Here is a 21,331-nt window from a genome sequence, read left to right as displayed (position 1 = left end):
GTTTTGTTGCTTATAAAGTGCCGTCAATTTTAAATGCTTTGAATGATGCCGCAGCTAGAAGAGTGAGAATTCTAATTTTGCTCGAATCCTCAAAAGACTTTGGAGGTAGCTTAGGACTTGACGTTATTGCAGCGACAAGAAAAAAACTCCCTACGTGTGAATTTGTTTACTGGGCTACAAAAGACACTGGGTTCGAAGATGGTAAAGTGCACGCAAAAATCGCGATAGCCGATGAAAAAACTTGTTTAATTACAAGCGCAAACATTACGCAGTATGCAATGGAAAAAAACATTGAAGTTGGAGTATTACTACGTGGGGGGGCTTTTGTACAAAACCTTGCTAGACATTTGTGGGCCTTGTATGAATTAAAAATTATTCAGCCAGTGGAGTAATTAGACCTCGATGTTTAAGATATATTTGCTTATAATCCAATTTTGGATTTTTGGTATGGTTATATGCAAGTCGTAGGTGTTGATCTTTTTTGCGGTGCAGGGGGACTTACTCATGGCCTAAAAAAAACCGGTATTACCGTTAAAGCAGGAGTCGATATCGATCTAGCATGTAAATTTCCTTATGAAGTCAACAACAACGCCGTATTTCTGCATAAAAGTGTTTCCGAAATCTCAGGTGCAGAATTATTAAGTTTTTATCCTTCTGGTGCGATCAAATTACTAGCGGGTTGTGCCCCATGCCAGCCATTTTCAAAATACTCTCAAGGGCGCCCAAGGGATGAACGCTGGGGCTTGTTGTACCACTTCTCTCGACTTATAGATGAGATTTTGCCTGATTTAGTTACAATGGAAAATGTGCCAGAGTTGCTCAAGCATGGAGTATATTTAGAGTTCAAATCGAAACTAATTGACTCAGGCTATAGTGTCAAAGATAAAGTTGTGTTTTGCCCTGATTATGGCATGGCTCAAACGCGACGGCGTTTAGTCTTAGTTGCCTCTAGAATGGGAAACATAGACATTATTCCTGCTACACATAAACCAAGTGAATATCAAACTGTCTATGATGCGATTTCTCATCTTCCAGAGTTAAAAGCAGGTGAGGTGCACCCTGATGATCCTCTTCATCGTGCAGGGGGGTTGACCGAAATTAATTTGAAACGAATCCGAGCTTCTAAACCTAATGGAACCTGGCGCGACTGGCCCAATGAACTGGTTGCTAAATGTCATCTAAAAGATTCAGGTAGAGGCTATTCGAGTGTATATGGGCGTATGGCATGGAATGAACCCAGTCCAACCATGACTACGCAATGTTACGGTTATGGCAACGGTCGCTTTGGGCATCCGTCGCAAGATCGTGCGATTTCATTTAGAGAAGCCGCAATATTACAATCTTTCCCTGATAGTTATCAATTTGCAGAGAGTCAAGCAGATATTCAAATGGCAGCTTTGGGAAGAATGATCGGCAATGCTGTTCCTGTAAGGTTAGGCGAAGTCGTTGGATTAAGCATAAAGGAGCATATTAAAACTATAACTTAACTTAAAGCGTTAAAGCCTCTATTAAACTTAAACTGCTTAAGTTCACTTTACCCTAGATAAATTTTTTATCACTTGTTCAGCATCGGCAATGGCATCATCTCTTGAGAATGATAATCCAGCATCATATTCAATGTCGTCTTTGCAGACAGACCAGCTGTAAGCCGGATTATAGTGGTCTGCAGAAATTTCCACATAGATGGTGTAGCCCAAAAACTCTTCTTCATAAGACTCAGACATATCGGCTCCTAAGGGGCAACTTTTTCAAACAAGTCTTCCACCTTGCAGTGGAATAAATCACAGAGCTTGTCGATGGTGTCGAAGTCAGCGCGCTGTGCGGTTTCTTTATAAAGTAAGGTGATTGTGCTGCGATTTAGCCCTGTTTTCCGAGCTACATCGACCACTTTCATTTTGTGTTCACCCATGAGTCTTGCTAAGTGACACTTAATCAATATGCACCTCAAATAACAAAATGCTATTCAAAATGAAGATTAAATAGCAAGAATATCTTTATGTTGCTTAAAATAGCTTTTTTGACGCTTAAATACCATGATCTTTGATGATTTTAAGCTCATCTTTCAAGCATAAGTACCGCATGAGTTACTCTAAGATTGGTATTAGATGCTTTGACAACTTACCCAAAGCCTCCTTCCGCTCCTCAAAATAATCATGCTTATTATAAATCCCCTCAACGCCTTTCAGCTTATGGTTTAAGCACCGCTCTGCCACATGGCCAGGTACGCCCAGTTGTGCCAGCAGGGTACGGCAGGTGCGGCGCAGGTCGTGCACTGTGAAGTGTGCGATATCACCCATTTTGTTGGGTGGTTGTTTTTTTTTGCCGGCTTCATGACCAAACAGCTTGGTGATGGCCCGGTTTAGGGTGTCTGGCCCCATAAACGGGCGCTTGCTGCTGCGTCGGTTGGGAAACACGTAGGGCGACCCTGCAGCCCTGATCTGCAATTCTTTAAACCAATTGATGCATAACTCTGGTAGTGGGATGCTGATACCCACACCGGATTTGCTACGCTCCTTTGGCAACTCCCACACTCCCGCCTCCAAATCGATCTCTTGCCAACTGGCTTCTGTTAGCTCACTTTTGCGCACGCCCAGCGTGAGCAGCAGTGCACAGGCCAGGTAGTTCTCTCTGGCAAAACTATCCTTATTTTCCCGGAAAACTTCAAACACACGTGTTAGTTCTGCCATGCTGAGCGCCCGATCCTTGCTTTGTTCTACGCCACCAGCATCGCTGACCGAAAAGGCGCTGGCTGGGTTGGCACCCACCACATCCAGCTTTATGCCGTGGTTAAACAGTTGCTTTAAATAGAGCAGGGCATCGTTAGCGATGGTTGGCCGGCCAGAGTCGGTGATGGTTTCGATGATGTACTGAATGTCCCGCGCTACCACTTTGCTGGGGGCGGCAGCGCCAATATGCGGGGCTATGTCTTTACGGTACACACGCTCTGGAATATTCGGGTGTTTTAGCCGCTTCACATTGCCTTTGTGCCAGTCGACAAATAAGTCGTCTACCGTTTGCATTTTGTGCTGCTTGGCACGCTGTTTCAGAAACAGTGGATCTACTTTCTCCACTACCAGATGCTTTTTTTGCGTTACTGCCTCGGCCCGTGCTTCAGACAATGACATATGGGCACATTGGCCTAATGTCATTTCCCGACGCTTGCCGCTGGCCGTATAGCGCAGAAACCAAAATGGCTTACCTGATTTGGGTACGCATAAATAAAGGCCTTCACCATCCGCGTACCGGCCAGGCTCACCCTTGATTAAGGATTCAACTTTCTTTGCAGTCAGGCTACCCATAGTCCCTCTCAAATCAGTCAGTTACACGCAGGTAATTTTACCCACCAATAAACATCTGAGATAGTCTAGCATACTCACCACTTTACCCACCATTTATGCTTGGCTTTCGGTGGGTGAAGGTGGATTTGCGTGGACTATGGTTTAAATTAAGTTGTTGATATTTATTTTGTAATGTACTTTTATGGATGCCGGTAGACATTACTCAATATTCTGGATCTGCTCTCTCATTTGTTCGATTAACACCTTCAACTCCACCGCCGCATTGGTGATGTCAGTGCTGATCGATTTCGATGATAGCGTATTGGCCTCGCGATTGAACTCCTGCATCATAAAATCTAACCGTCGGCCGCAGGCGCCGCCTTTTTTTAGGGTGTGGCGGGTTTCCTTGATGTGTGCATCCAGTCGGTCGAGTTCTTCGGCGACATCGGATTTTTGCGCCAGAAATGCCATTTCTTGTTCGAGTCGGCTTTGATCCATTTCAGCTTTAATGTCTTGCAAGCGAGTTAGTATACGCTCACGCTGCCACTGCATGGCAATTGGTAGGTGCTGGCGCACGGTGGCGACATGCTGGCTGATTTGCTCCAGTCGGGTTTGGATCAGTTCATTCATGCTATTGCCTTCGCGGCCTCTGCTTGCCAGAAAGTCATTCATCGTCAGTTGAAAGCCAGCCATTAAGTCGGTTTGAACGGCATCTAAATCAGCTTGAGGCGTATCCATCACGCCAGGCCAGCGCAGTACATCCATGATATTTAGTTGAGCGTGGCTGGCTTGACTTTGCAGCGCATTGGCATGGTTGATCAGTTGGCTGGCCAGTGCTTGATTGATGTTCAGTTCCGAAACCGCCTCATTGGCATGGAAGCGCAGATTGACTTCGACCTTACCACGGTGCAATTGCTGGCGCAGCGTTTCACGCAGCTTGGTTTCCAGACTACGAAATTGTTCCGGTAAACGAAAGAATGTTTCCAGATAACGCTGATTCACGGAGCGGATTTCCCACTGGGCAGAGCCCCAGTCGGCTTGCATTTCATGGCGGGCAAAGGCAGTCATGCTATGGATCATGGTAGGGCTTCCAACTGAACTTAAAAGCCAAGTATACCTGATTGGTTGCAGCCTGAACAATGACCCGCTTTTGGCCCTGCTCACCCTGCGACTCTGAAGCTCGCATCTTGAGGTGACTTGGGTATAATAGCTGCCACATTCGTTATCAATGCACCAGCAGGAGACATGCTATGCGTCCAAGTGGCCGAACCGCCAGTCAGATCCGCCCTTTAACTTTTACCCGTCAATTTACTGCGCATGCCGAAGGCTCGGTGTTGGTAGAGTTTGGCAATACCAAGGTGATCTGTACTGCCAGCGTGGTAGAAGGCGTGCCACGATTTATGAAAGGACAAGGCAAGGGCTGGATCACTGCTGAATACGGCATGTTACCGCGTGCGACCCATACCCGGAATGACCGTGAAGCTGCCCGAGGCAAGCAAGGCGGCCGTACCATGGAGATTCAGCGGCTGATTGGCCGTGCCTTGCGCACCGCGGTAGATTTAAAGCTGTTGGGTGAAAATACCATCACCATCGATTGTGATGTGATTCAGGCCGATGGTGGCACTCGTACTGCTTCGATTTCGGGTGCTTGTGTAGCCTTGGTTGATGCGCTTAATTTTATGCGCGGCAAGGGTATTATCAAGACCAATCCGCTGAAGTACATGATTGCCGCGATTTCGGTTGGGGTCTACAAAGGTACTGCTGTGGCTGATTTAGATTATGCCGAAGACTCCAATGCTGAAACAGATATGAACGTGGTGATGACAGAAACCGGCAAAGTCATTGAAGTGCAGGGCACAGCAGAGACAGAGCCTTTCAGCTTTGAAGAAATGCAGGACATGATGGAACTGGCGCGTCACGCTATTCGCGACATTATCGATGAACAGAAGCGGGTTCTGGCGTAAAAGGTGGCAACCATGAAAGAGTTTCAACGGGAATTTATTGAATTTGCGCTGGCGCGTCAGGTGCTGAAATTTGGTCAGTTTACGCTGAAATCCGGCCGGGTCAGCCCGTATTTCTTTAATGCAGGCTTATTCAACACCGGTGGTGACTTAGCCCGCCTCGGTCGCTTTTATGCGGCGGCGCTGCAAGACAGTGGACTGGAATTCGATCTGCTGTTTGGCCCTGCCTATAAAGGCATCCCTATTGCCACCACCACAGCGGTTGCTTTAGCGGACCACCATCAGCGTGATGTACCGTATTGCTTTAACCGTAAAGAAGCCAAAACGCATGGCGAAGGTGGTAGTCTGGTCGGTTCGCCATTGCAGGGCAAGATCATGCTGGTGGATGATGTGATTACGGCAGGCACGGCGATTCGTGAGTCGATGCAGATCATTGCAGCAGCAGGTGCAACGCTGAGCGGCGTATTGATAGCACTTGATCGCCAGGAACGGGGTAAGGCTGATTTATCCGCTATTCAGGAAGTCGAACGCGATTTTAACACCAAGGTGATTTCCATTATCAGCCTGACAGATTTGATCAGTTACCTGGCCGATCAGCCTGAACTGGCAGCACATCTGGATGCTGTGCAGGCCTACCGGGCTGAGTATGGTGTGGTTTAATGCTTACTTGTCATAATCCCTTCATCAAAAAGATCAATGCTAGCAAGGTTGCGAAATAATATATGTATCGGTGTAAGTGTTTGGATTTTTTATCAAAACCTAACTGCGGTGTGTCAGGAGTACTTTCGTAACAGCGGCATGGATGCCGTGCAGGCTGAAAGGGCACAGGGATGTGATCCTTGAAGCCGGTGAAGAAAGTAGCTCCTGTCACGCCGTGCAAGCACAGATCTTAGACTAGCTGTGCCAGCATGTTTTCTGGAGAGTCGTGATGGAAAAGCCAAATGGCCAGGGGGTTGGGCGGGTAATTAAAGCCGCCAAGTGCTCGATGCAGGGTTTTGCCGCTACCTGGCAGCATGAAGCAGCCTTTCGACAAGAAGCGGTGCTGGCGCTGTTATCGGTGCCGCTGGCAGCTTGGCTGGCACAAAGCTTTCAGCAATTTGCGCTGTTGATTGGCGTGTGGTGTTTGGTACTGATCGTGGAGTTACTGAACTCGGCGATTGAAACTCTGACTGATAGAGTTAGTCTGGAACGGCATGAATTATCCGGCCGGGCCAAGGATATGGGTTCGGCAGCGGTGTTTTTAAGCATGGTGTTGGTTGCTTTGGTATGGGGCAGTGCGCTGTACAGTCGATTTTTTAGTTGATCACAAAAGGCTCGTGTAAAACGAGCCTTTTGTTTTGGCTACTAACTTCGTCCTGAATGACCAAAGCCGCCTTCACCGCGTGCACTTTCTTCAAAGCTTTCTACCAGATTAAACTCTGCTTGTACGACCGGTACAAACACCAGTTGTGCCATGCGCTCACCTGGTTGGATGACAAAAGTGGTTTGGCCACGGTTCCAGACCGATACCATCAACTGGCCCTGATAATCCGAATCGATTAAGCCGACCAAGTTGCCCAACACAATGCCGTGCTTATGGCCTAAGCCTGAGCGGGGAAGGATGGTGGCACACAGGTTTGGATCGCCGATGTGAATGGAAAGGCCGGTTGGGATCAGCTCGGTTTGACCCGGCTCCAGTGTGATAGCGCTATCCAATAAGGCCCGCAGATCTAGCCCGGCGGAGCCTGATGTGGCATACGCTGGTAAGGGGAATTCGGTGCCAATGCGTGGATCGAGAATTTTCAGGTCGATAGATTTTTTCATAGTCACTTCAATATTATTGATTAACGATTAGGGTTAAGTCAGTTGTTGTTGCTGCGCCAGGCGTTGCTCAATCAGCTGCAAAATAGCCAGTGCCAGGTGCGTTTTTGGCTGCAAAGGTAAACTTAGCTCACCGCCCGGCCAGTACGCGACAATCGCATTTTGTTCGCTGTTAAACCCTTGTGCAGGATTGGCAACATCATTAGCGCAGATCAGATCCAGCTTTTTACGGCTCAGTTTATCTTTAGCGTAGCGGGCGACATCTTGCGTCTCGGCGGCAAAGCCAACGGTAAATGGCCGTTGATACTGCAAAGCCGCCACATCGGCAATAATATCCGGATTTTTCACTAAGGTGAGTTGCAACTCATCCTGTTTGGTTTTTTTCATTTTTTGTTCGGCGACTTCGGCTACCCGGTAATCTGCGACAGCGGCGCAGCCGATAAAGACATCTGCCGAGCTGGCGTGACTCATCACGGCGGCATGCATTTGCTGAGCGGATTGCACATCGATACGTTCAACACCCTCAGGGGTAGCTAAAGCTACTGGCCCTGCGATCAGTTGTACCTTGGCTCCGGCCGCAGCGGCTGCCGCCGCCAAGGCAAACCCCATTTTACCTGAACTGTGGTTACTTAAATAACGGACTGGATCAATGGCTTCGCGGGTAGGCCCTGCGGTGATCAATACCCGCTTGCCTTGCCAGTTACCAGCCAAGGGCGAAGTGTTGGCTTGCTCAAGCGCGCTGACTAGCTCCAATGGTTCCAGCATGCGGCCTGCGCCGACGTCGCCACAGGCTTGCTCACCCGATGCAGGGCCCAGAATGTGATATTTTCGTTCTTTTAATGTTGCAATGTTTTGCTGTGTTGCGCTATTTTTATACATCTGCTGGTTCATGGCTGGGGCAATAAACAGCGGCGCAGCACTGGCCAGTACGCAGGTGGTGAGCAAATCATTGGCCAAGCCATGGGCCAGTCGGGCAATCAGATCGGCGCTTGCCGGAGCAATCAAGATGCTGCTGGCCCATTTTGCCAGTTCGATGTGTCCCATGGCAGCTTCCGCGGCCGGGTCAAGCAAGCTAGTGCTGACCGGGTTGCCGCTCAAAGCTTGCAAGGTTAGCGGAGTAATAAAGTGGCTGCCGCCTTCGGTAAGGATAACGCGAACATCAGCGCCGCGTTCTTTTAAACGACGGATCAGATCGGCACTTTTGTAGGCAGCAATACCACCACTGATGCCAAGCAGGATGCGCTGGCTGGCTAAGGAGTGTTGCATGATGACGGACTCATTATTACTGATAGCCATAAGATAGCATGGATCCATCATTTTCTGCAGCTGAAAAGGAACAGCAAATGAGCATAAAGGATTGGCCTGCGGACGAGCGTCCCAGAGAAAAACTACTGCAAAAAGGTGCGATGGCACTGTCGGATGCCGAGTTACTGGCCATTTTTTTGCGTACTGGGTTGCCAGGCTTGTCGGCGGTGGAGTTGGCGCGCACTCTGCTGAACGATTTTGGGTCATTAAAGGCATTAATGAAAGCACCGCTGGCGCAATTTTGTCAGGGTAAGGGGTTGGGTGCTGCTAAATACGTGCAATTACAAGCCGTGATGGAACTAAGCCAACGCTGTATGCTGCAAAGCCTACAGCATGAGGCGGTATTTACCGAGCCAGCTTTGGTAAAGCGTTATCTGAGCCAACAGCTTGGATCAGCTAGCCGTGAAGTGTTTCAGGTGTTGTTTTTGGATAACCAGCATCGCTTACTGAAAAGTGAGCCGCTATTTTATGGCACCATTGATGCTTCCCCAGTCTATCCTCGCGTGGTAGTGCAGCAAGCGTTAACCTACAACGCTGCTGCTGTGATTCTGGCGCATAATCACCCCTCGGGGGTGGCTGAGCCGAGCCGGGCCGATCGCAGCATTACCGAGCGCTTGCAGCAGGCCTTGCAGTTGGTAGATATTCGCTTATTGGATCATTTGGTAGTGGGCGATGGCGAGGTGGTATCGTTTGCAGAACGTGGCTGGTTATAAAAAGCGGGAAGTGTTGCGGTTATTTGCAGCTATTGAGCGTTTCTCATGCAAATTTTCTTGAATTCAAAGCGCCTTTCGTGTATAAATTGCGCCCTCTACGTTTTCAGAGCCGCCTTCCTTGGCCAGAAGGCAGAAAAAACGCTCGAGCAGCAGTCATTTTTTGGAGAGATATCGACATGTCAAGAGTATGCCACGTGACCGGCAAAGGACCTACTACCGGTAATAATAGGTCTCATGCTAAGAACGCAACCAAGCGCCGTTTCCTGCCGAACCTGCAAACACACCGTTTTTGGGTTGAAAGTGAAAATCGTTTTGTCAAAATGCGCCTGTCTACTAAAGGCATGCGGATCATTGATAAGAAAGGTATCGATTCAGTATTGGCTGAATTGCGTGCTAAAGGTCTGAAATATTAAGGACACCGAAGATGCGTGATAAAATTCGTTTAGTATCTTCTGCTGGTACTGGCTTCTTCTACACCACCACGAAGAACAAGCGTACCATGCCAGAAAAGATGGAAATTAAAAAGTTCGATCCTAAAGTGCGTAAGCACGTGATTTTCAAAGAAGCGAAAATCAAGTAATCGATGCTTTTTTAAAAAACCCGGCTGGTCCGGGTTTTTTATTGCCTGCGTTTTGTGTTTCAGCGGTATTCATTTAGTATAGACCCAAGTAACCTCACACTTTCCCTTTACTTGCCTTGACGCTGCAGGAGAGACGCTGACATGTTGCCGCAATTATCTCGCCGAGCTTGGAACAATGTGCTTATTTTTGCCGTGCTGATTTTGATGTTCTTACTGTACGGCATGCCACAGCGTTTGGCTGATTTACCTCATCGCTCCATATCTTTATTGGATGAGCAGACATTACTTAGCGTCGAGTACCCACTGGTACGCTTAAGTCGCTCGACTCAGGGCTGGCGCTTATCACCGCCAGCGCCAGATTTGCAATCACTGGCTGAACGCACCATCACTGTCTGGCAGCAGCAACAGCTGCAGGATGGGCAGCGCAGTGTCGCGCCAACCCCAGAGCCGCTGACTCAAGCCGCATTGATGTTGGCCGGACAAGCTGAGCCAGTCATTTGGGTATTAATGCTGGCCGATGATCAGTTCTGGTTAAGTCCCTCGCATCGCACCATGTATTACCCAATTACTGCACTGGATGCAGAGCGTTTATTTCCGATGGAGTTTCGATAGTGCCTGAATTGCCTGAAGTTGAAGTCTCATGCCTTGGTATTCGTCCTCACTTAGAAGGGCAATTGTTGCAGCGTGTGGTGGTGCGGCAGCGCCAGTTGCGCTGGCTGATCCCCGATGAAGTGATGCAATTAACGCGACAGACTATTCGCTCGGTGCAGCGCCGGGCCAAGTACTTGATGATTGAAGTCGATGAGGGGCATATCTTGGTGCACCTTGGTATGTCAGGCCACTTAAAAATACTGCCAGCGACCACACCAGCAGGAAAGCATGATCATGTTGATTTTGTTTTGGATAACGGCCAACTACTGCGGTTGAATGACACTCGCCGTTTTGGCGCGGTATTGTGGCAGGCGCACGATGAAGAACATCCATTGCTGACTATGCTTGGGCCAGAACCTTTGACGGAGCAGTTTACTGCCGAACACTTATTTGCTCTTTGTCAAAAGCGCAGTAGTGCTATTAAGCTGGTGCTGATGGATAATAAAGTGGTGGTGGGTGTGGGGAATATTTACGCCAATGAAGCCTTGTTTAAAGCGGGTATTGCACCACTGAGTCCGGCCAAAAGTCTGAGTCTACAGGATTGTCAGCGGCTGACGGAACAGGTGAAGCTCACGCTGACGGCGGCGATTGCGCAGGGTGGAACCACCTTGCGCGACTTTAGTCAGAGCGATGGCAAGCCGGGGTACTTTAAACAGGAGTTACTGGTGTATGGCCGCGGCGGTCAGCCTTGCACTCATTGTGGTACTGAACTGAGCGAGATCCGTTTGGGGCAGCGCAGTACGGTATTTTGCCCGAGTTGCCAACCTAGCCTGAGCTAGAACCGTCGCTTGGCTGTAGCTCGAAATTGCCAGCTATCCAGCCCGTCTTCACGGCGCAGTGGGGTGGCAATATCCAGATGCACCATGGTGCCGCGGCTGGAGTATTTGGAGAGTAAGCGGACGCCCCCTCCAACCCCAAATAAGGTAGTTTCGCTGGCTTGCTCGGTCGTCCAAGGGTCGTTCCAAGCTCGACCTACATCGACAAAACTGGCAAAGGCCACATCAAAAAGCCTCAGAATAGACCATGGGGTGTAGTGACGGTACTCGGCACTGGCCAACCACTGTTTTTCGCCCCGTTGATAGTAAAGCGGGTAGGCGCGCATGCCATTATCCCCACCTAGCTGCAACAGCTCATCACGATACAGGTTGCGGCCAATATCCAGCTGCAAACGGCCCACCAGACTGCTTTGGGGGGTTAAATGATGTATCAACAGCCAGTGCGTGCTGAACTGACTGCGATTGGTCTGATTAGATAGCTGCTGTTGCTGTAGACTGTGCTCACTCAGCAACCAACCACCGTCCCATAGCGTCCAGTTTTTAAGTAACTCAGCGCGGAATTGCCAACCGTTTTCGTCTGCACCTAGCCAATCCGAGAAGCGCTCTACCTGAAGCACAAGCTGCCAGCCAAAGTTGATATCCTCAGTACGGTTAAACTGGTTAATTTGATACAGTTTCTGGAAATCAGATTGGATCCATTGATATTCTAGCCAAAGCGCGGATAAGTCACGGTCTTCTGGCACGCCAGTGAGGGTAGCATCGTTGCTTTCAAACTTGACCTCACTTAAGCGAAAACCGGCGATTAAACGCTGTGCACTGAACTCAGTGGTTTTAAGATTAAAACCGATATAATTTTGCAGCCATTGTTGACGCCGATCGTAGCGGTTGGACTCTTCCCCGCTCTGGTATTCACGCAGCTCATCCTTGCCCTTATTAAGCTCCAGCCCCATCGCCCAAGGTGAGTTCAGCCGATAAAACGGTCGATCCAATGCGATGGTATAGCTTTCGCCATCTGAGTTATCAGCGTACTGCAGTCGGCTACTCCAATAGCTGCCAAACATATTGGGAGAGGCAAAGCTAAATAAATAGCCAGTACGCTCACTGTCTTTGGTGTAATCCAATTGAATTTGGTTGCCGCTACCCAGCAGGTTATCTTCCGCAATACCCAGCGAGTACTCGGTGGAGCCACCTTCGTGTTTAAAGTCTATTTTTGGCAGTAGAGACCAATTATCAAAGCTACGCACGGTGACATCCACTTGCTGCGAGTTGGCGCAGTAATGACTGACATAGACATCCGCCTCACGCAGATAGCCGCGACTCCTCAGTAAACGGCCGGTTTCAGCCAGCTCTGCTTCATTAAGCAAGCTACCTTCAGAGAAAAGTAGATCCTGACTCAGGGTGCTTTCTCGGGTAATGCTGTGGGTGGCATTGGCAAAACGGTGCAGCCAAAAGGTACCGGGCTCAGATAAATCAAAGACATTGTTGGTTTCAAAGTGAATGTGGCGGATGGTGAGCGCTTGGTTGGTTTCTGGGGGCGCACCCTCTTCAATGGCAATGCACTCTGCGGTTACCCACCACGGGGCGCAACAGCTGAAAACGAGCAACCCAGTTAGCCAGCGCATAGGCATCCTTTGATAGTGGCTGGCTTGCAGCTACTGCCGTACCGCGAGGTACTAATCTGGTTTAGGTGAAGCTGCATGGCTCGTTTCTGTATCGGCAATAATCCGCACCGGGAAAGGCGCGCTGTCACTGCCCGCATAAAGCGAGCGATGAGGGAAGGGGATTTCAATTCCAGCAGCATCAAATGCATTTTTGACCTCTTCCTGCAGGCTATTTCGTAGATCACGAAAGTTTTCTCGTTTGGTCCAGACAGAGAACTGAATGTTTAAGCTGGAGTCGCCAAAGCCATTAAATATAAATAGTGGTGCGGGTTCATCCATGCAAAGTGGGTTAGCATCTGCTAATGCCAGCAGCAGTTCACGCACTTGTTTGATATTCTCTTTATAGGCGACTCCCACCTGTAAATCAAAGCGACGGATAGGAAAGCGAGTCAGGTTGGTCATTTGCGTTTTAATCAGGCTTTCATTCGGGATGCGAACAAACAAGTTATCAAAGGTACGTAATTTTACCGACAATAAGTCAATGGAGAGCACTTCACCAGTGGTTTCGCCAACTTTGATAACGTCTCCCAACTGAAAGGGTTTTTCGCCAATCAAAAAAAGCCCGCTGATCAGGTTGGAGGCGGAGGTTTGTGAAGCAAAGCCAATGGCAACCGTAAGTACGCCAGCTGCCCCTAGTAACACACCCAAGCTAAAACCGAGCTGCTTGAGTACCGAAGCTAAAAACAACGAGAGCACCAACCAATACACCAGTCGTTTGACTAAAACCACATGATGGGGCGACATGGATTTGCTGGTTAGCTTTACGGTAAGCCGGGCCAGTAAATGAGCCACTAGCAGGCCGGTAAAAAACAATAACGCCGCTCGCAAGCCTGTCATCACGTGATTTAGCTCAAGCAACTGAGAGAAGGTGTCCAGCATAATAGGCTCCAGTTAATCGGTAAATATACCAGCAAAAGCGCGAACCAGTGTGTTGCTTTCCGGCCGTTGACGCGCACTGCTAATGCGCTGGGTGGTGCTGATCCCTATCGGCAGTTTGCGCTCAATTTTAAGTTTCGCCAATGGTTGATCGGTGTGATGCTCAAGGGTAACCGCTTCTGTCCAAAGGGTGTGATCTTCGCGGGCAAATACAGAAAGCATAGGTACGGGTAAGCTGATTTTGCCAATAGTGAGCATCTCTTGGGAGCGATTGGTGATCTTCAATGGTGTCACCGCCCGGTGCGGCCTCAACGGCAGCTCCGCCAGATTGTGTCTGGCATGAGTTTTAGCCGCATAGCAGAGTTCACCAATTTGGGTTGATGGGCCAAACCATGTATCTGAAAGGCGTAATACCGGAAGCTCAAGCAGCATCAACTCGTTGCCCAGCATCAGGCGAATGCATACTGGTGTACTGATATAAAAATTAATGCTTTCACCTGGTGGGATAAATACCGGTTGTCTGGTCTTAACCACCACGGGGCGATCCATCAGACATGGTAGCAGTTGGCACTCGCTAGGAGGCTGCCGAAAGACGTAGCGGTTCGGAGTGAGTGATTCAGGCCAACTATCCAGCGGCTCTTGCAATGTCCTATTCACTTCATCTTGCTCGGTTTGACGTTGGTGGCCCAATAACCATTCTGCAGCGGTATGCTCTAAATACATCGATAGCGGACCAATGGCCAGATGCCAGCATTGATCTGCGCTCAAATCGCGTGGTTGCCACCAATTTTCGAGGGTTGACAGTGCTCTTGGTGCAAACTCAGTGGGTTCCATGTCAGCTCCTCCTAGGGGAAAGTACTCTCATCTTAGCAAGGGCCAGCAAGAAAAAGAATAGCCAGCTCAGTCACTTCAGCAAAGATAGTGTTGTACTCATCGAGGTTAGGCACTAAAATAAGCAATAATTCTTATTTATTCTATGTGCGGAGTGCACTTCACGAATGGACGTACCCAGTTGCAGGCCTAGCCTGACAAATTTTCATAATTTTCATTATCTTCATGGTTTGAACTTGGTAAGTTGATCCTGCCGCTGGCAGTCTCCTTTACTGAGTCCGAAAAGACTAAGTTGTAAGGGGGCATCATGGAACTGCCGGTTCTTATTAATACCACTCGCCTGGCGTTAGAGTCAGATTCGCTCTACGAACTGCGTGAGCAATTCGAAGACATTCACCCGGCTGATTTGGCCACTGCCTTTGCTGAATTTGAACCGCAGTCGATCTGGGATCTGCTGTCTGTGTTGCCTCGAGCCGAGCAGGCTGAAGTGTTTGGTTATTTGCCTCCTGAAACGCAGGTGACACTGGCTATCTCGATCAGTCGCCGCAAGCTATCGCCGATTATTCGACAAATGTCGTCGGATGAGCGCGCTGATTTATTCAATCGTTTAACCGATGAACAACAAGAAACCTTGTTGCCGGCACTGGCACAAGCTGAGCGTGATGATCTGTTGATGCTGTCGTCATACGATGAGGGTACCGCTGGCGCGATCATGACCTCGGATTACGCCTCACTATCGCCAGACTTAACGGTATTAGAAGCTTTGGCCGTGCTGCGCAAAGAAGCCCCCGACAAAGAAACCATTTACCAGTCGTATGTGGTGGATAAAGAGCGCCGGTTAATTGGGGTCATTTCACTCAAAGAGTTGATTCTCGCACCGGTTTCGATGCAAATTCATGAATTAATGACGCATGAGCCGATCTACGGTGAAGCGAACATGCCACAGGAAGAGATATCCGGCCTGATCGCCAAGTACGATTTATTAGCACTGCCAGTGGTGAACCATGAGATGCAGCTGGTGGGTATCGTTACCTACGATGACGCGATGGATGTGGCGGCCGAAGAGGCGACAGAGGATTTCCATAAAACAGCCACCATCGGTAAATTGGACAGCAGTGTTAAAGATGCAGCCATTAATCTACTGTATCGTAAACGCATCGGCTGGCTGGTGCTGTTGGTATTTGGCAATCTTTTTTCAGGTGCCGGTATTGCCTATTACGAGGAAACAATTGCCAATTACATCGTGTTGTTGTTCTTTTTGCCACTGTTGATTGCCAGTAGCGGCAATGCAGGCGCTCAGGCTGGTACCTTGATGGTGCGGGCATTGGCCACTGGCGATGTAGCACTGAAAGACTGGGGAAAAATATTGGGGCGAGAAGTCATTATTGCTACCCTGTTAGGGGTGACTATGGCGGTAGCCGTGGCTGCCATCGGCTGGTGGCGAGGTGGCTACGATATTGCTCTGGTGGTGGCTGCGACCATGACGCTAGTGGTCATTGCTGGCAGTCTGGTCGGCATGTCATTGCCGTTTTTGCTTAGCCGTTTTAACATGGACCCGGCCACGGCCAGCGGCCCTTTAATCACCTCGATTGCCGATGTCGCCGGTGTGATGATTTATTTTTCTATTGCCACCTGGTATCTGGGGCTTTAGCGTGGCTGCAGCGGAAGAGGCTCTGACTGTCTCTGTTGAAGTGATGACCTAGGGGCTTCAATGTTGAGTACCTCTGAGAGCCGGACGATTTGTGCAAAGTCGAGTTGAATTTCATGTGCAAAATCCAGCAGTGACATGCCATGGTTCTCAACATCCAACCTGAGCCCATAGGGCTTTAGCATTGCAATATCCTCTATACGTTGGTGAGACAACAGTGCAAAAGCAGCATGTTCTGGTAGTGGAGTGTAGTTTGCGAGTGTGATGAGCTGATCAGTGCTGGCTTGATGGTTCAGCAGGCTAATAAAAATGACTTGATCAAATTCTGGGTGCTCACCACCAAGGCTGCCATACTTCTCGAGTAAAGCGATCACAGCATCCTTGCTGCCCTGTTCAACGACGTATTGTGTATCTACAGCCATGGTTAGCGCAGCAATATCTGTTTCATTAAACTGGTTGGCTTCTGAGATTTTTTCAAACCAATTAGCGATGCTTTTTGTCTGGCTTTTTTGCTTTGATAAGGCAACGTTGTTTTCATGTTCCATGCAAGCGGACATTTTGGTGGTCACTAAGTCATATTGGGTGTAATAGTAACTTTGCAACTGTCGCATCTGTTGCAAATAGTTGAGATGATCATCACTAAGGTCTGCATTTTGTTGTAGTTGTTCAAAGAGGTCGGATACGGCAAGGATGTCTTGATATTTACCATTGCTCCAGCGGTTCAGGCGTTCCAGGGTGTGCGTTTGATTGGTGGTGACTCCTTGTCTTGCCAAAAATTGCACGATAGCTTCAGCTTGCTTCTTGTCAACCTCATTGGCAGGTACGGGCAGGATATCTAAAGAGCTGTAGAAATCGTACTCGACATAGTTGCTGATACCCTGCCCTGACCAGAATGTTAAGGCATCATAATTTAATATTTCTGCACTTAATGTGGCTAAGTTGTAGTATCGGCCTTCTGCTATGAAGGTTGTATGAATATCGCCATTGAATCTTTGTATCAGCTCGGCTAAAACTGATGGGCTCTGCCTGGTGAAGCTTGCAAAAATCAAATCTGCAAACATTACCTGGGTGCCTGCATGCATAATCTGCTGTACTGGTGCTCTCTCGAGTTGACCATGCATCATCATGCTGGACAAGATGCTCCAGCCATCAAAAGTTGAATCTTGCGTTAACGCGCCTTGGTCAAATAAGTCGGCAATCAAGGTTTGGTTTCCAGTCGCCAGTGCCAACATCAATTGATACCGTGTTGAAGGAGGGACTGGTTCAAGTCCTGACTCAAAAGCATGCATTACAATATTATTCGCGGTGTAGCCTAAATTTTGGTTTCTGAACGTATGGACAGAAAATCCGGCGGCATGAAAAAGGGCATGCATATTTTGCTCATGCAGCTCGGATTCAATCAGAAAGTCGTACAGTTGCTCTTCTGCAAGCTTTAAATTACGGTAGGCTTTATTGAGGTCTTGCCATACCATTGGAAAGTTAGTGCAGAGCCCGTTGCTATTCTGTTCTTGGTGAATGACCAGAGTATCATCATATGACATGTTTTGTGCGTTATCTGGCTTATTTTTTATATCTGTCTCTAATTTGAGAGGCTCATCTGGAGCGGTTAAAGAGTCCGATGAGGATATCAGGATGACCAAAAGTACGCATATTGCCGATAGTAGGACAACTCCATAAAGCTTTTTCATCAATTTGGATCTCTGTGCTTCGTTGCCGGAAGGGTTAATTTGTCAAAGTTAACATTAAGCGTCATTGATCGAACTTGTCAGAATCATCTTGGAGAGGGGTATTCATACACTTCTCCAGACAGTCAAAAATACTAAGAGCAAGAAACAAAATAAGTGCAAATGCCCCCAGGGATGGAGAAAACTTACTTTCAGCAATAGTTCCAAAAATCAGGAACTCAGAAAAATAAAGCGCAGCAACTATCGAAAATATCGTAATTTGGGTGTTTCTTTTGCACTTTCTAATAGTTGCTGATGTAGTGTTATTCATGTGTCGCTTCTCCATTTGGTCAGCTGCTAGCCTTTAAATAGTTAAACTTTCTTTAGATGGCGAGAGTTTACAGACTCTGGCCAAATATAAACGGGGTATGGTATCTGTATCACTACAAGCATACATGCAGTGGAGCACAGCTAGCGCCCGCCTTTCATGGCGGGTACTAGCTAGTTTCCATCCTGAAACGGCGTCCATGCCGTTTTACGGAGTCGCCTAGAAAAAACTCAGTTTTTCCAAGCTCGCAAAATCAATGGCTTACACCAATAATTTTGTCGGCTCATCCTTATGATTTAAGGAAATAGCTCACTGCAATACCTGATGTGTGCATTATAGTTTATACCACACTGCCGGTTATCCCATGCCCCGGTAATACCTGCAACAGCAATACAAGCAGCAACAACGGGTTTAAAGATTAGCCGGGTGCATAAGCCAACATTTGTAAACCCAACCGTTGCGACAATTGCTTGGCAGGTTTCTTTATCATTACCTGCGTCCTCAACGCAACGAGCATGGTTTACAGGTCTATATTCATTATTCGTACCAGGCCCAGGCTGTGGCGGGAATGGCGGCTGTGGCGGAGGCGGAGCTGGTGGTTGCCAAGGTGGGAGAGGCGGCGGTGGTGGAGGTGGTGGAGGTGGCGGCGGGCGCTGCCCAACAACGCCAATCCTTTCTACGTCATCAGCCATGGCTGTGGATAGTACCAAGTACTTCGTGAACAGGTTTTGGTCTGATGTTAAACCACCTGCCCCATTCATTTGCATGAAGAGGAGTGGCAAACATAAAAGGAACGTTAGTAGGCGTTTCATGTAGGAATTCTCAGTCTTGGATTTTTCGGCATACTACGTCACTATTAAATAAAGGTCAACAAGTGTTTATTTTTATTTTATTTATTTTAATTTTACTTTCTTATTTGTTGTTTAATGTTGTATTTATTGTTTAGGAGCAAGAGGAGCATGGCCGGGTCACCATCGTGCGGTGCCGGCGTAAGCCCTAAAATTTCCGTCATCACCTGGTACAAATCCACCATTCGTACCTGCTCTATTCGGGTGTGTGTTTTAAAGCTGGGGCCATGCGCAATCAGCATGCCCTGCATGCTGGGTTCTTGGTTGTCGTAACCATGGCTGCCACGTGGCTCGCGGTAGGTAGGCGCATTGATCATGCCAGGTAACCAACTGCGGCGTACCAGGATCCAGTTTACCTCTGCCAGCACCTGTATCGGAGCAATACGGCGATGCTGACGGTAATGAAAGCGATCCGGCAGCTCTGATTTACGATACAAGCGAACGCCTTCGTCGGGTAAAGCGGCTTTTAGCTGCTGATAGATGATGTCTTCTTGTCCTAGTTTCGGAAAGATACTCACAATCTCACGTGAGTAACGCACGTATTCTGCTAATTCAGGATCAAAAGCCTGGTCAATCACAATATGCTGCGCTTGATTGACGGTTGCCATACCGTGATCTGAACTAATCAACAGATCGATGTGATCAAACAAACCCAGTTGCTGTAGTTGGGCAACCAGATAGCCAATCTCATTATCAATCGATTTTAGTGCCTGACGAACCTGGTGGGACTCAGGTCCATAGGCATGTCCTGCAGCATCAACATCGCTAAAATACATGCTTATTATTCGTGGTCGCTCGGGTTCTGGCAGTTGCAACCACTGCAGAACTGTATCGACTCGCTGCCGATTTGGCACTTTGCCATCGTACGGAAACCAGTAGCTGGGGCGGACGCCTTTGATGGGGGCTTCAGATCCAGGGAAAAAATAGGTAGCCGCAATTTGCCCCTGCTGCTCTGCCGTCACCCAAATCGGCTCACCACCCCACCAGCGGGAATTGCCCACTTCTTCGCTGTTGCTCATGGTAAAGCGGGCATCAAACTCCGGATCGTACATGCCATTGTCAATCACGCCATGATTTTCTGGGTGCAGCCCGGTGACCAGCGAGTAATGATTTGGAAACGTCTTGCTGGGAAACACCGGTTGCAGCGCATCCGCCACCAGGCCGGCCTGGGCCAGCGCATTCAGATGCGGGCTGGGCGCCATCGATGGAGATCAAAATGATGGTGGGTGGAAGCGGTGCTGTCGTGTTGCTGGCAGGAGTGCTGCTACAAGCGCTGATAAAGAGCAGAAGTATCAGTAATAAAAAGTAGTTTTTCAAAGCAATACCCAAATAAAGTACCGGGGTTTACCCCGGTATAGAAAAACAGCTGCATTGATTTTAGTTGGCTTGTATGAAAGTTGTAAGACAAAAGCGTTTGGCCGTCTTAATTGGCGGCCCAACTTCAGGTTAAGAAACGGCTAATAATTTGCCTTCAATGGCTTCATGGGCAGCCAGAATATCATCAGCGACAAAGCAAAGCTCGTTGTGAAAAGTAGTCATGCTGACGATACCGCGCTTAAGCAGCGTATCCAATGCAGGTTTGGCCGCAAAATAGTCGGCTACTTTGGCTGGCAGTGTTTTAACACTGATCATGGGGCTTTGCCAGAAAAGCTGCAACAAAGGGGTATGCCAGCGATCGGGTTGTATAAAAAGCAGTTTATTGTTGATTTTATTGACCGTATCGCTTTCGATGGTGCTGCATTGCATGGAAAAGTGTTCCTGCCAGACTAAGAAATCATGGAAAAATCGCTGACCAATATCTCTGTAGGCACTGTCTCTGTGTGAATGAAGAAAGCCAATAAAATCATCCATGCGATTGCTGGACAGTACAAACAGATAGGGGGACAGCATGCTGTGTTGATGGCGGGTGCACAGGGTTTCAAACAATGCGCGGGTGGTGCGGCCGTTGCCCTCGGTAAAGGGGTGTGCCAATGTCAGCCCAGCCAACAAAGCCAGTGCCTCTTTGGCGGTTGCCTGTTTGGTCCAGTGTAGACTTAGCAACTGCTTGCTTTGTGCCAGTGCTAATTCAGGCTCAGGGCATTGGTAATTGTTCATCGCCCGCAGAGCTTTGAATGTCAAAGGCTTGTCGCGAAGTACCGGGCTTGCCAGTGGACCGCGTAAGGCTGCATTGATATGGCTTAGCTGCTCCAGATCCAGTTGTTGGCTATTGGTGAGTATGCTAACGGCTGTGCTGAAACGCTGGGTTGCTGCTGCCACCTCGTCGGCTATCGCGGTCGTTGTCTTAATGCCAGAGCTGGCAATAATAAAATCACGTCGGCTCACCTGGCGGCCTCGGCGCAGCACCGGGCCACCAGCCAGGTAACGGTGAAAATAGCTCCTGTTTAGATAGCGATTCAAGCTGGATCCTCCTG

General features: G+C 48.6%; 24 protein-coding genes. 11 read left to right on the top strand and 13 right to left on the bottom strand.

Annotated features, from left to right (window positions below; translation table 11 throughout):
• On the top strand, positions 1–392 hold a 392-nt coding region (locus tag Q3O60_RS03405; RefSeq protein ID WP_305892494.1), incomplete at its 5' end, for a phospholipase D-like domain-containing protein.
• 63 nt (positions 393–455) lie between these two features.
• Positions 456–1,487 (top strand): DNA cytosine methyltransferase, encoded by a 1,032-nt coding sequence (locus Q3O60_RS03400; protein WP_305892493.1) that lies wholly within the window; start codon positions 456–458, stop codon positions 1,485–1,487.
• A gap of 42 nt (positions 1,488–1,529) precedes the next feature.
• Here Q3O60_RS03400 and Q3O60_RS03395 read toward each other — a convergent pair whose 3' ends face one another.
• The 4 genes from Q3O60_RS03395 to Q3O60_RS03380 form a co-directional block, all read right to left on the bottom strand.
• On the bottom strand, positions 1,530–1,724 hold the full coding sequence (locus Q3O60_RS03395) for a hypothetical protein (protein WP_305892492.1): 195 nt from the start codon (positions 1,722–1,724) through the stop codon (positions 1,530–1,532).
• Positions 1,725–1,732: 8 nt separating this feature from the next.
• Positions 1,733–1,936 carry a helix-turn-helix domain-containing protein gene (locus Q3O60_RS03390; protein ID WP_305892491.1) on the bottom strand — a complete coding sequence of 68 codons (204 nt, stop codon included), beginning with the start codon at positions 1,934–1,936 and terminating at the stop codon, positions 1,733–1,735.
• A gap of 148 nt (positions 1,937–2,084) precedes the next feature.
• Positions 2,085–3,299: a tyrosine-type recombinase/integrase gene (locus Q3O60_RS03385; protein WP_305892490.1), complete on the bottom strand. Its 1,215-nt coding sequence runs from the start codon at positions 3,297–3,299 to the stop codon at positions 2,085–2,087.
• 198 nt (positions 3,300–3,497) lie between these two features.
• Positions 3,498–4,358 carry a YicC/YloC family endoribonuclease gene (locus tag Q3O60_RS03380; RefSeq protein WP_305892489.1) on the bottom strand — a complete coding sequence of 287 codons (861 nt, stop codon included), beginning with the start codon at positions 4,356–4,358 and terminating at the stop codon, positions 3,498–3,500.
• Positions 4,359–4,528: 170 nt separating this feature from the next.
• Between Q3O60_RS03380 and rph the strand changes: the two genes are divergently transcribed.
• From rph to Q3O60_RS03365, 3 genes are all read left to right on the top strand, one after another.
• Entirely contained in the window at positions 4,529–5,242 is a 714-nt protein-coding gene (gene rph / locus Q3O60_RS03375) for a ribonuclease PH (RefSeq protein WP_305892488.1), read from the top strand.
• A gap of 12 nt (positions 5,243–5,254) precedes the next feature.
• Positions 5,255–5,899 (top strand): orotate phosphoribosyltransferase, encoded by a 645-nt coding sequence (gene pyrE / locus Q3O60_RS03370; RefSeq protein WP_305892487.1) that lies wholly within the window; start codon positions 5,255–5,257, stop codon positions 5,897–5,899.
• A 268-nt stretch (positions 5,900–6,167) separates the two neighbouring features.
• Positions 6,168–6,542, top strand: a complete 375-nt coding sequence (locus tag Q3O60_RS03365; RefSeq protein WP_305892486.1) for a diacylglycerol kinase — start codon at positions 6,168–6,170, stop codon at positions 6,540–6,542.
• A gap of 41 nt (positions 6,543–6,583) precedes the next feature.
• On the opposite strand, the gene dut is transcribed toward Q3O60_RS03365, so the two are convergent.
• Positions 6,584–7,042, bottom strand: a complete 459-nt coding sequence (gene dut, locus Q3O60_RS03360; RefSeq protein ID WP_305892485.1) for a dUTP diphosphatase — start codon at positions 7,040–7,042, stop codon at positions 6,584–6,586.
• Positions 7,043–7,075: 33 nt separating this feature from the next.
• Positions 7,076–8,305: a bifunctional phosphopantothenoylcysteine decarboxylase/phosphopantothenate--cysteine ligase CoaBC gene (gene coaBC, locus Q3O60_RS03355; RefSeq protein ID WP_305892484.1), complete on the bottom strand. Its 1,230-nt coding sequence runs from the start codon at positions 8,303–8,305 to the stop codon at positions 7,076–7,078.
• 77 nt (positions 8,306–8,382) lie between these two features.
• On the opposite strand from coaBC, the gene radC reads away from it, so the two are divergent.
• From radC to mutM, 5 genes are all read left to right on the top strand, one after another.
• Entirely contained in the window at positions 8,383–9,057 is a 675-nt protein-coding gene (gene radC, locus Q3O60_RS03350) for a RadC family protein (RefSeq protein WP_305892483.1), read from the top strand.
• Positions 9,058–9,233: 176 nt separating this feature from the next.
• On the top strand, positions 9,234–9,470 hold the full coding sequence (rpmB, locus tag Q3O60_RS03345) for a 50S ribosomal protein L28 (protein ID WP_305892507.1): 237 nt from the start codon (positions 9,234–9,236) through the stop codon (positions 9,468–9,470).
• 11 nt (positions 9,471–9,481) lie between these two features.
• A complete protein-coding gene (rpmG, locus tag Q3O60_RS03340; protein WP_008219722.1) occupies positions 9,482–9,637 on the top strand; it encodes a 50S ribosomal protein L33 in 156 nt (51 codons plus the stop codon).
• A 141-nt stretch (positions 9,638–9,778) separates the two neighbouring features.
• Positions 9,779–10,249: a hypothetical protein gene (locus Q3O60_RS03335; RefSeq protein WP_305892482.1), complete on the top strand. Its 471-nt coding sequence runs from the start codon at positions 9,779–9,781 to the stop codon at positions 10,247–10,249.
• Positions 10,249–11,067 (top strand): bifunctional DNA-formamidopyrimidine glycosylase/DNA-(apurinic or apyrimidinic site) lyase, encoded by an 819-nt coding sequence (gene mutM / locus Q3O60_RS03330; protein WP_305892481.1) that lies wholly within the window; start codon positions 10,249–10,251, stop codon positions 11,065–11,067. Before Q3O60_RS03335 ends, mutM begins: the two co-directional genes overlap by 1 nt.
• Here mutM and Q3O60_RS03325 read toward each other — a convergent pair.
• Genes Q3O60_RS03325 through Q3O60_RS03315 form a run of 3 tightly spaced genes read right to left on the bottom strand, consistent with a single transcriptional unit; the run spans position 11,064 to position 14,435 of the window.
• Entirely contained in the window at positions 11,064–12,686 is a 1,623-nt protein-coding gene (locus Q3O60_RS03325) for a BamA/TamA family outer membrane protein (RefSeq protein ID WP_305892480.1), read from the bottom strand. The two genes, mutM and Q3O60_RS03325, sit on opposite strands and share 4 nt — an antisense overlap.
• A gap of 51 nt (positions 12,687–12,737) precedes the next feature.
• Positions 12,738–13,604, bottom strand: a complete 867-nt coding sequence (locus Q3O60_RS03320) for a mechanosensitive ion channel family protein (protein ID WP_305892479.1) — start codon at positions 13,602–13,604, stop codon at positions 12,738–12,740.
• Positions 13,605–13,616: 12 nt separating this feature from the next.
• Positions 13,617–14,435: a DUF432 domain-containing protein gene (locus Q3O60_RS03315; protein WP_305892478.1), complete on the bottom strand. Its 819-nt coding sequence runs from the start codon at positions 14,433–14,435 to the stop codon at positions 13,617–13,619.
• 304 nt (positions 14,436–14,739) lie between these two features.
• On the opposite strand from Q3O60_RS03315, the gene mgtE reads away from it, so the two are divergent.
• A complete protein-coding gene (mgtE, locus tag Q3O60_RS03310) occupies positions 14,740–16,083 on the top strand; it encodes a magnesium transporter (RefSeq protein WP_305892477.1) in 1,344 nt (447 codons plus the stop codon).
• Here mgtE and Q3O60_RS03305 read toward each other — a convergent pair.
• The 4 genes from Q3O60_RS03305 to Q3O60_RS03290 form a co-directional block, all read right to left on the bottom strand.
• Positions 16,080–17,768: a hypothetical protein gene (locus Q3O60_RS03305; protein ID WP_305892476.1), complete on the bottom strand. Its 1,689-nt coding sequence runs from the start codon at positions 17,766–17,768 to the stop codon at positions 16,080–16,082. The two genes, mgtE and Q3O60_RS03305, sit on opposite strands and share 4 nt — an antisense overlap.
• Before the next feature lie 61 nt (positions 17,769–17,829).
• Complete coding sequence (locus Q3O60_RS03300) at positions 17,830–18,075, bottom strand: hypothetical protein (RefSeq protein WP_305892475.1); 246 nt, start codon at positions 18,073–18,075, stop codon at positions 17,830–17,832.
• Positions 18,076–18,976: 901 nt separating this feature from the next.
• Entirely contained in the window at positions 18,977–20,122 is a 1,146-nt protein-coding gene (locus Q3O60_RS03295) for an alkaline phosphatase family protein (RefSeq protein ID WP_305892474.1), read from the bottom strand.
• A 244-nt stretch (positions 20,123–20,366) separates the two neighbouring features.
• Positions 20,367–21,317, bottom strand: a complete 951-nt coding sequence (locus tag Q3O60_RS03290) for a Fic family protein (protein ID WP_305892473.1) — start codon at positions 21,315–21,317, stop codon at positions 20,367–20,369.
• Positions 21,318–21,331 lie beyond the last annotated feature (14 nt).

Origin of the sequence: Alkalimonas collagenimarina, from assembly GCF_030717845.1 — a bacterium.
GTDB lineage: Bacteria > Pseudomonadota > Gammaproteobacteria > Enterobacterales > Alteromonadaceae > Alkalimonas > Alkalimonas collagenimarina.
Note: the sequence above shows the minus strand (reverse complement) of the source record. Positions and strands in the feature narration are given on the sequence as shown.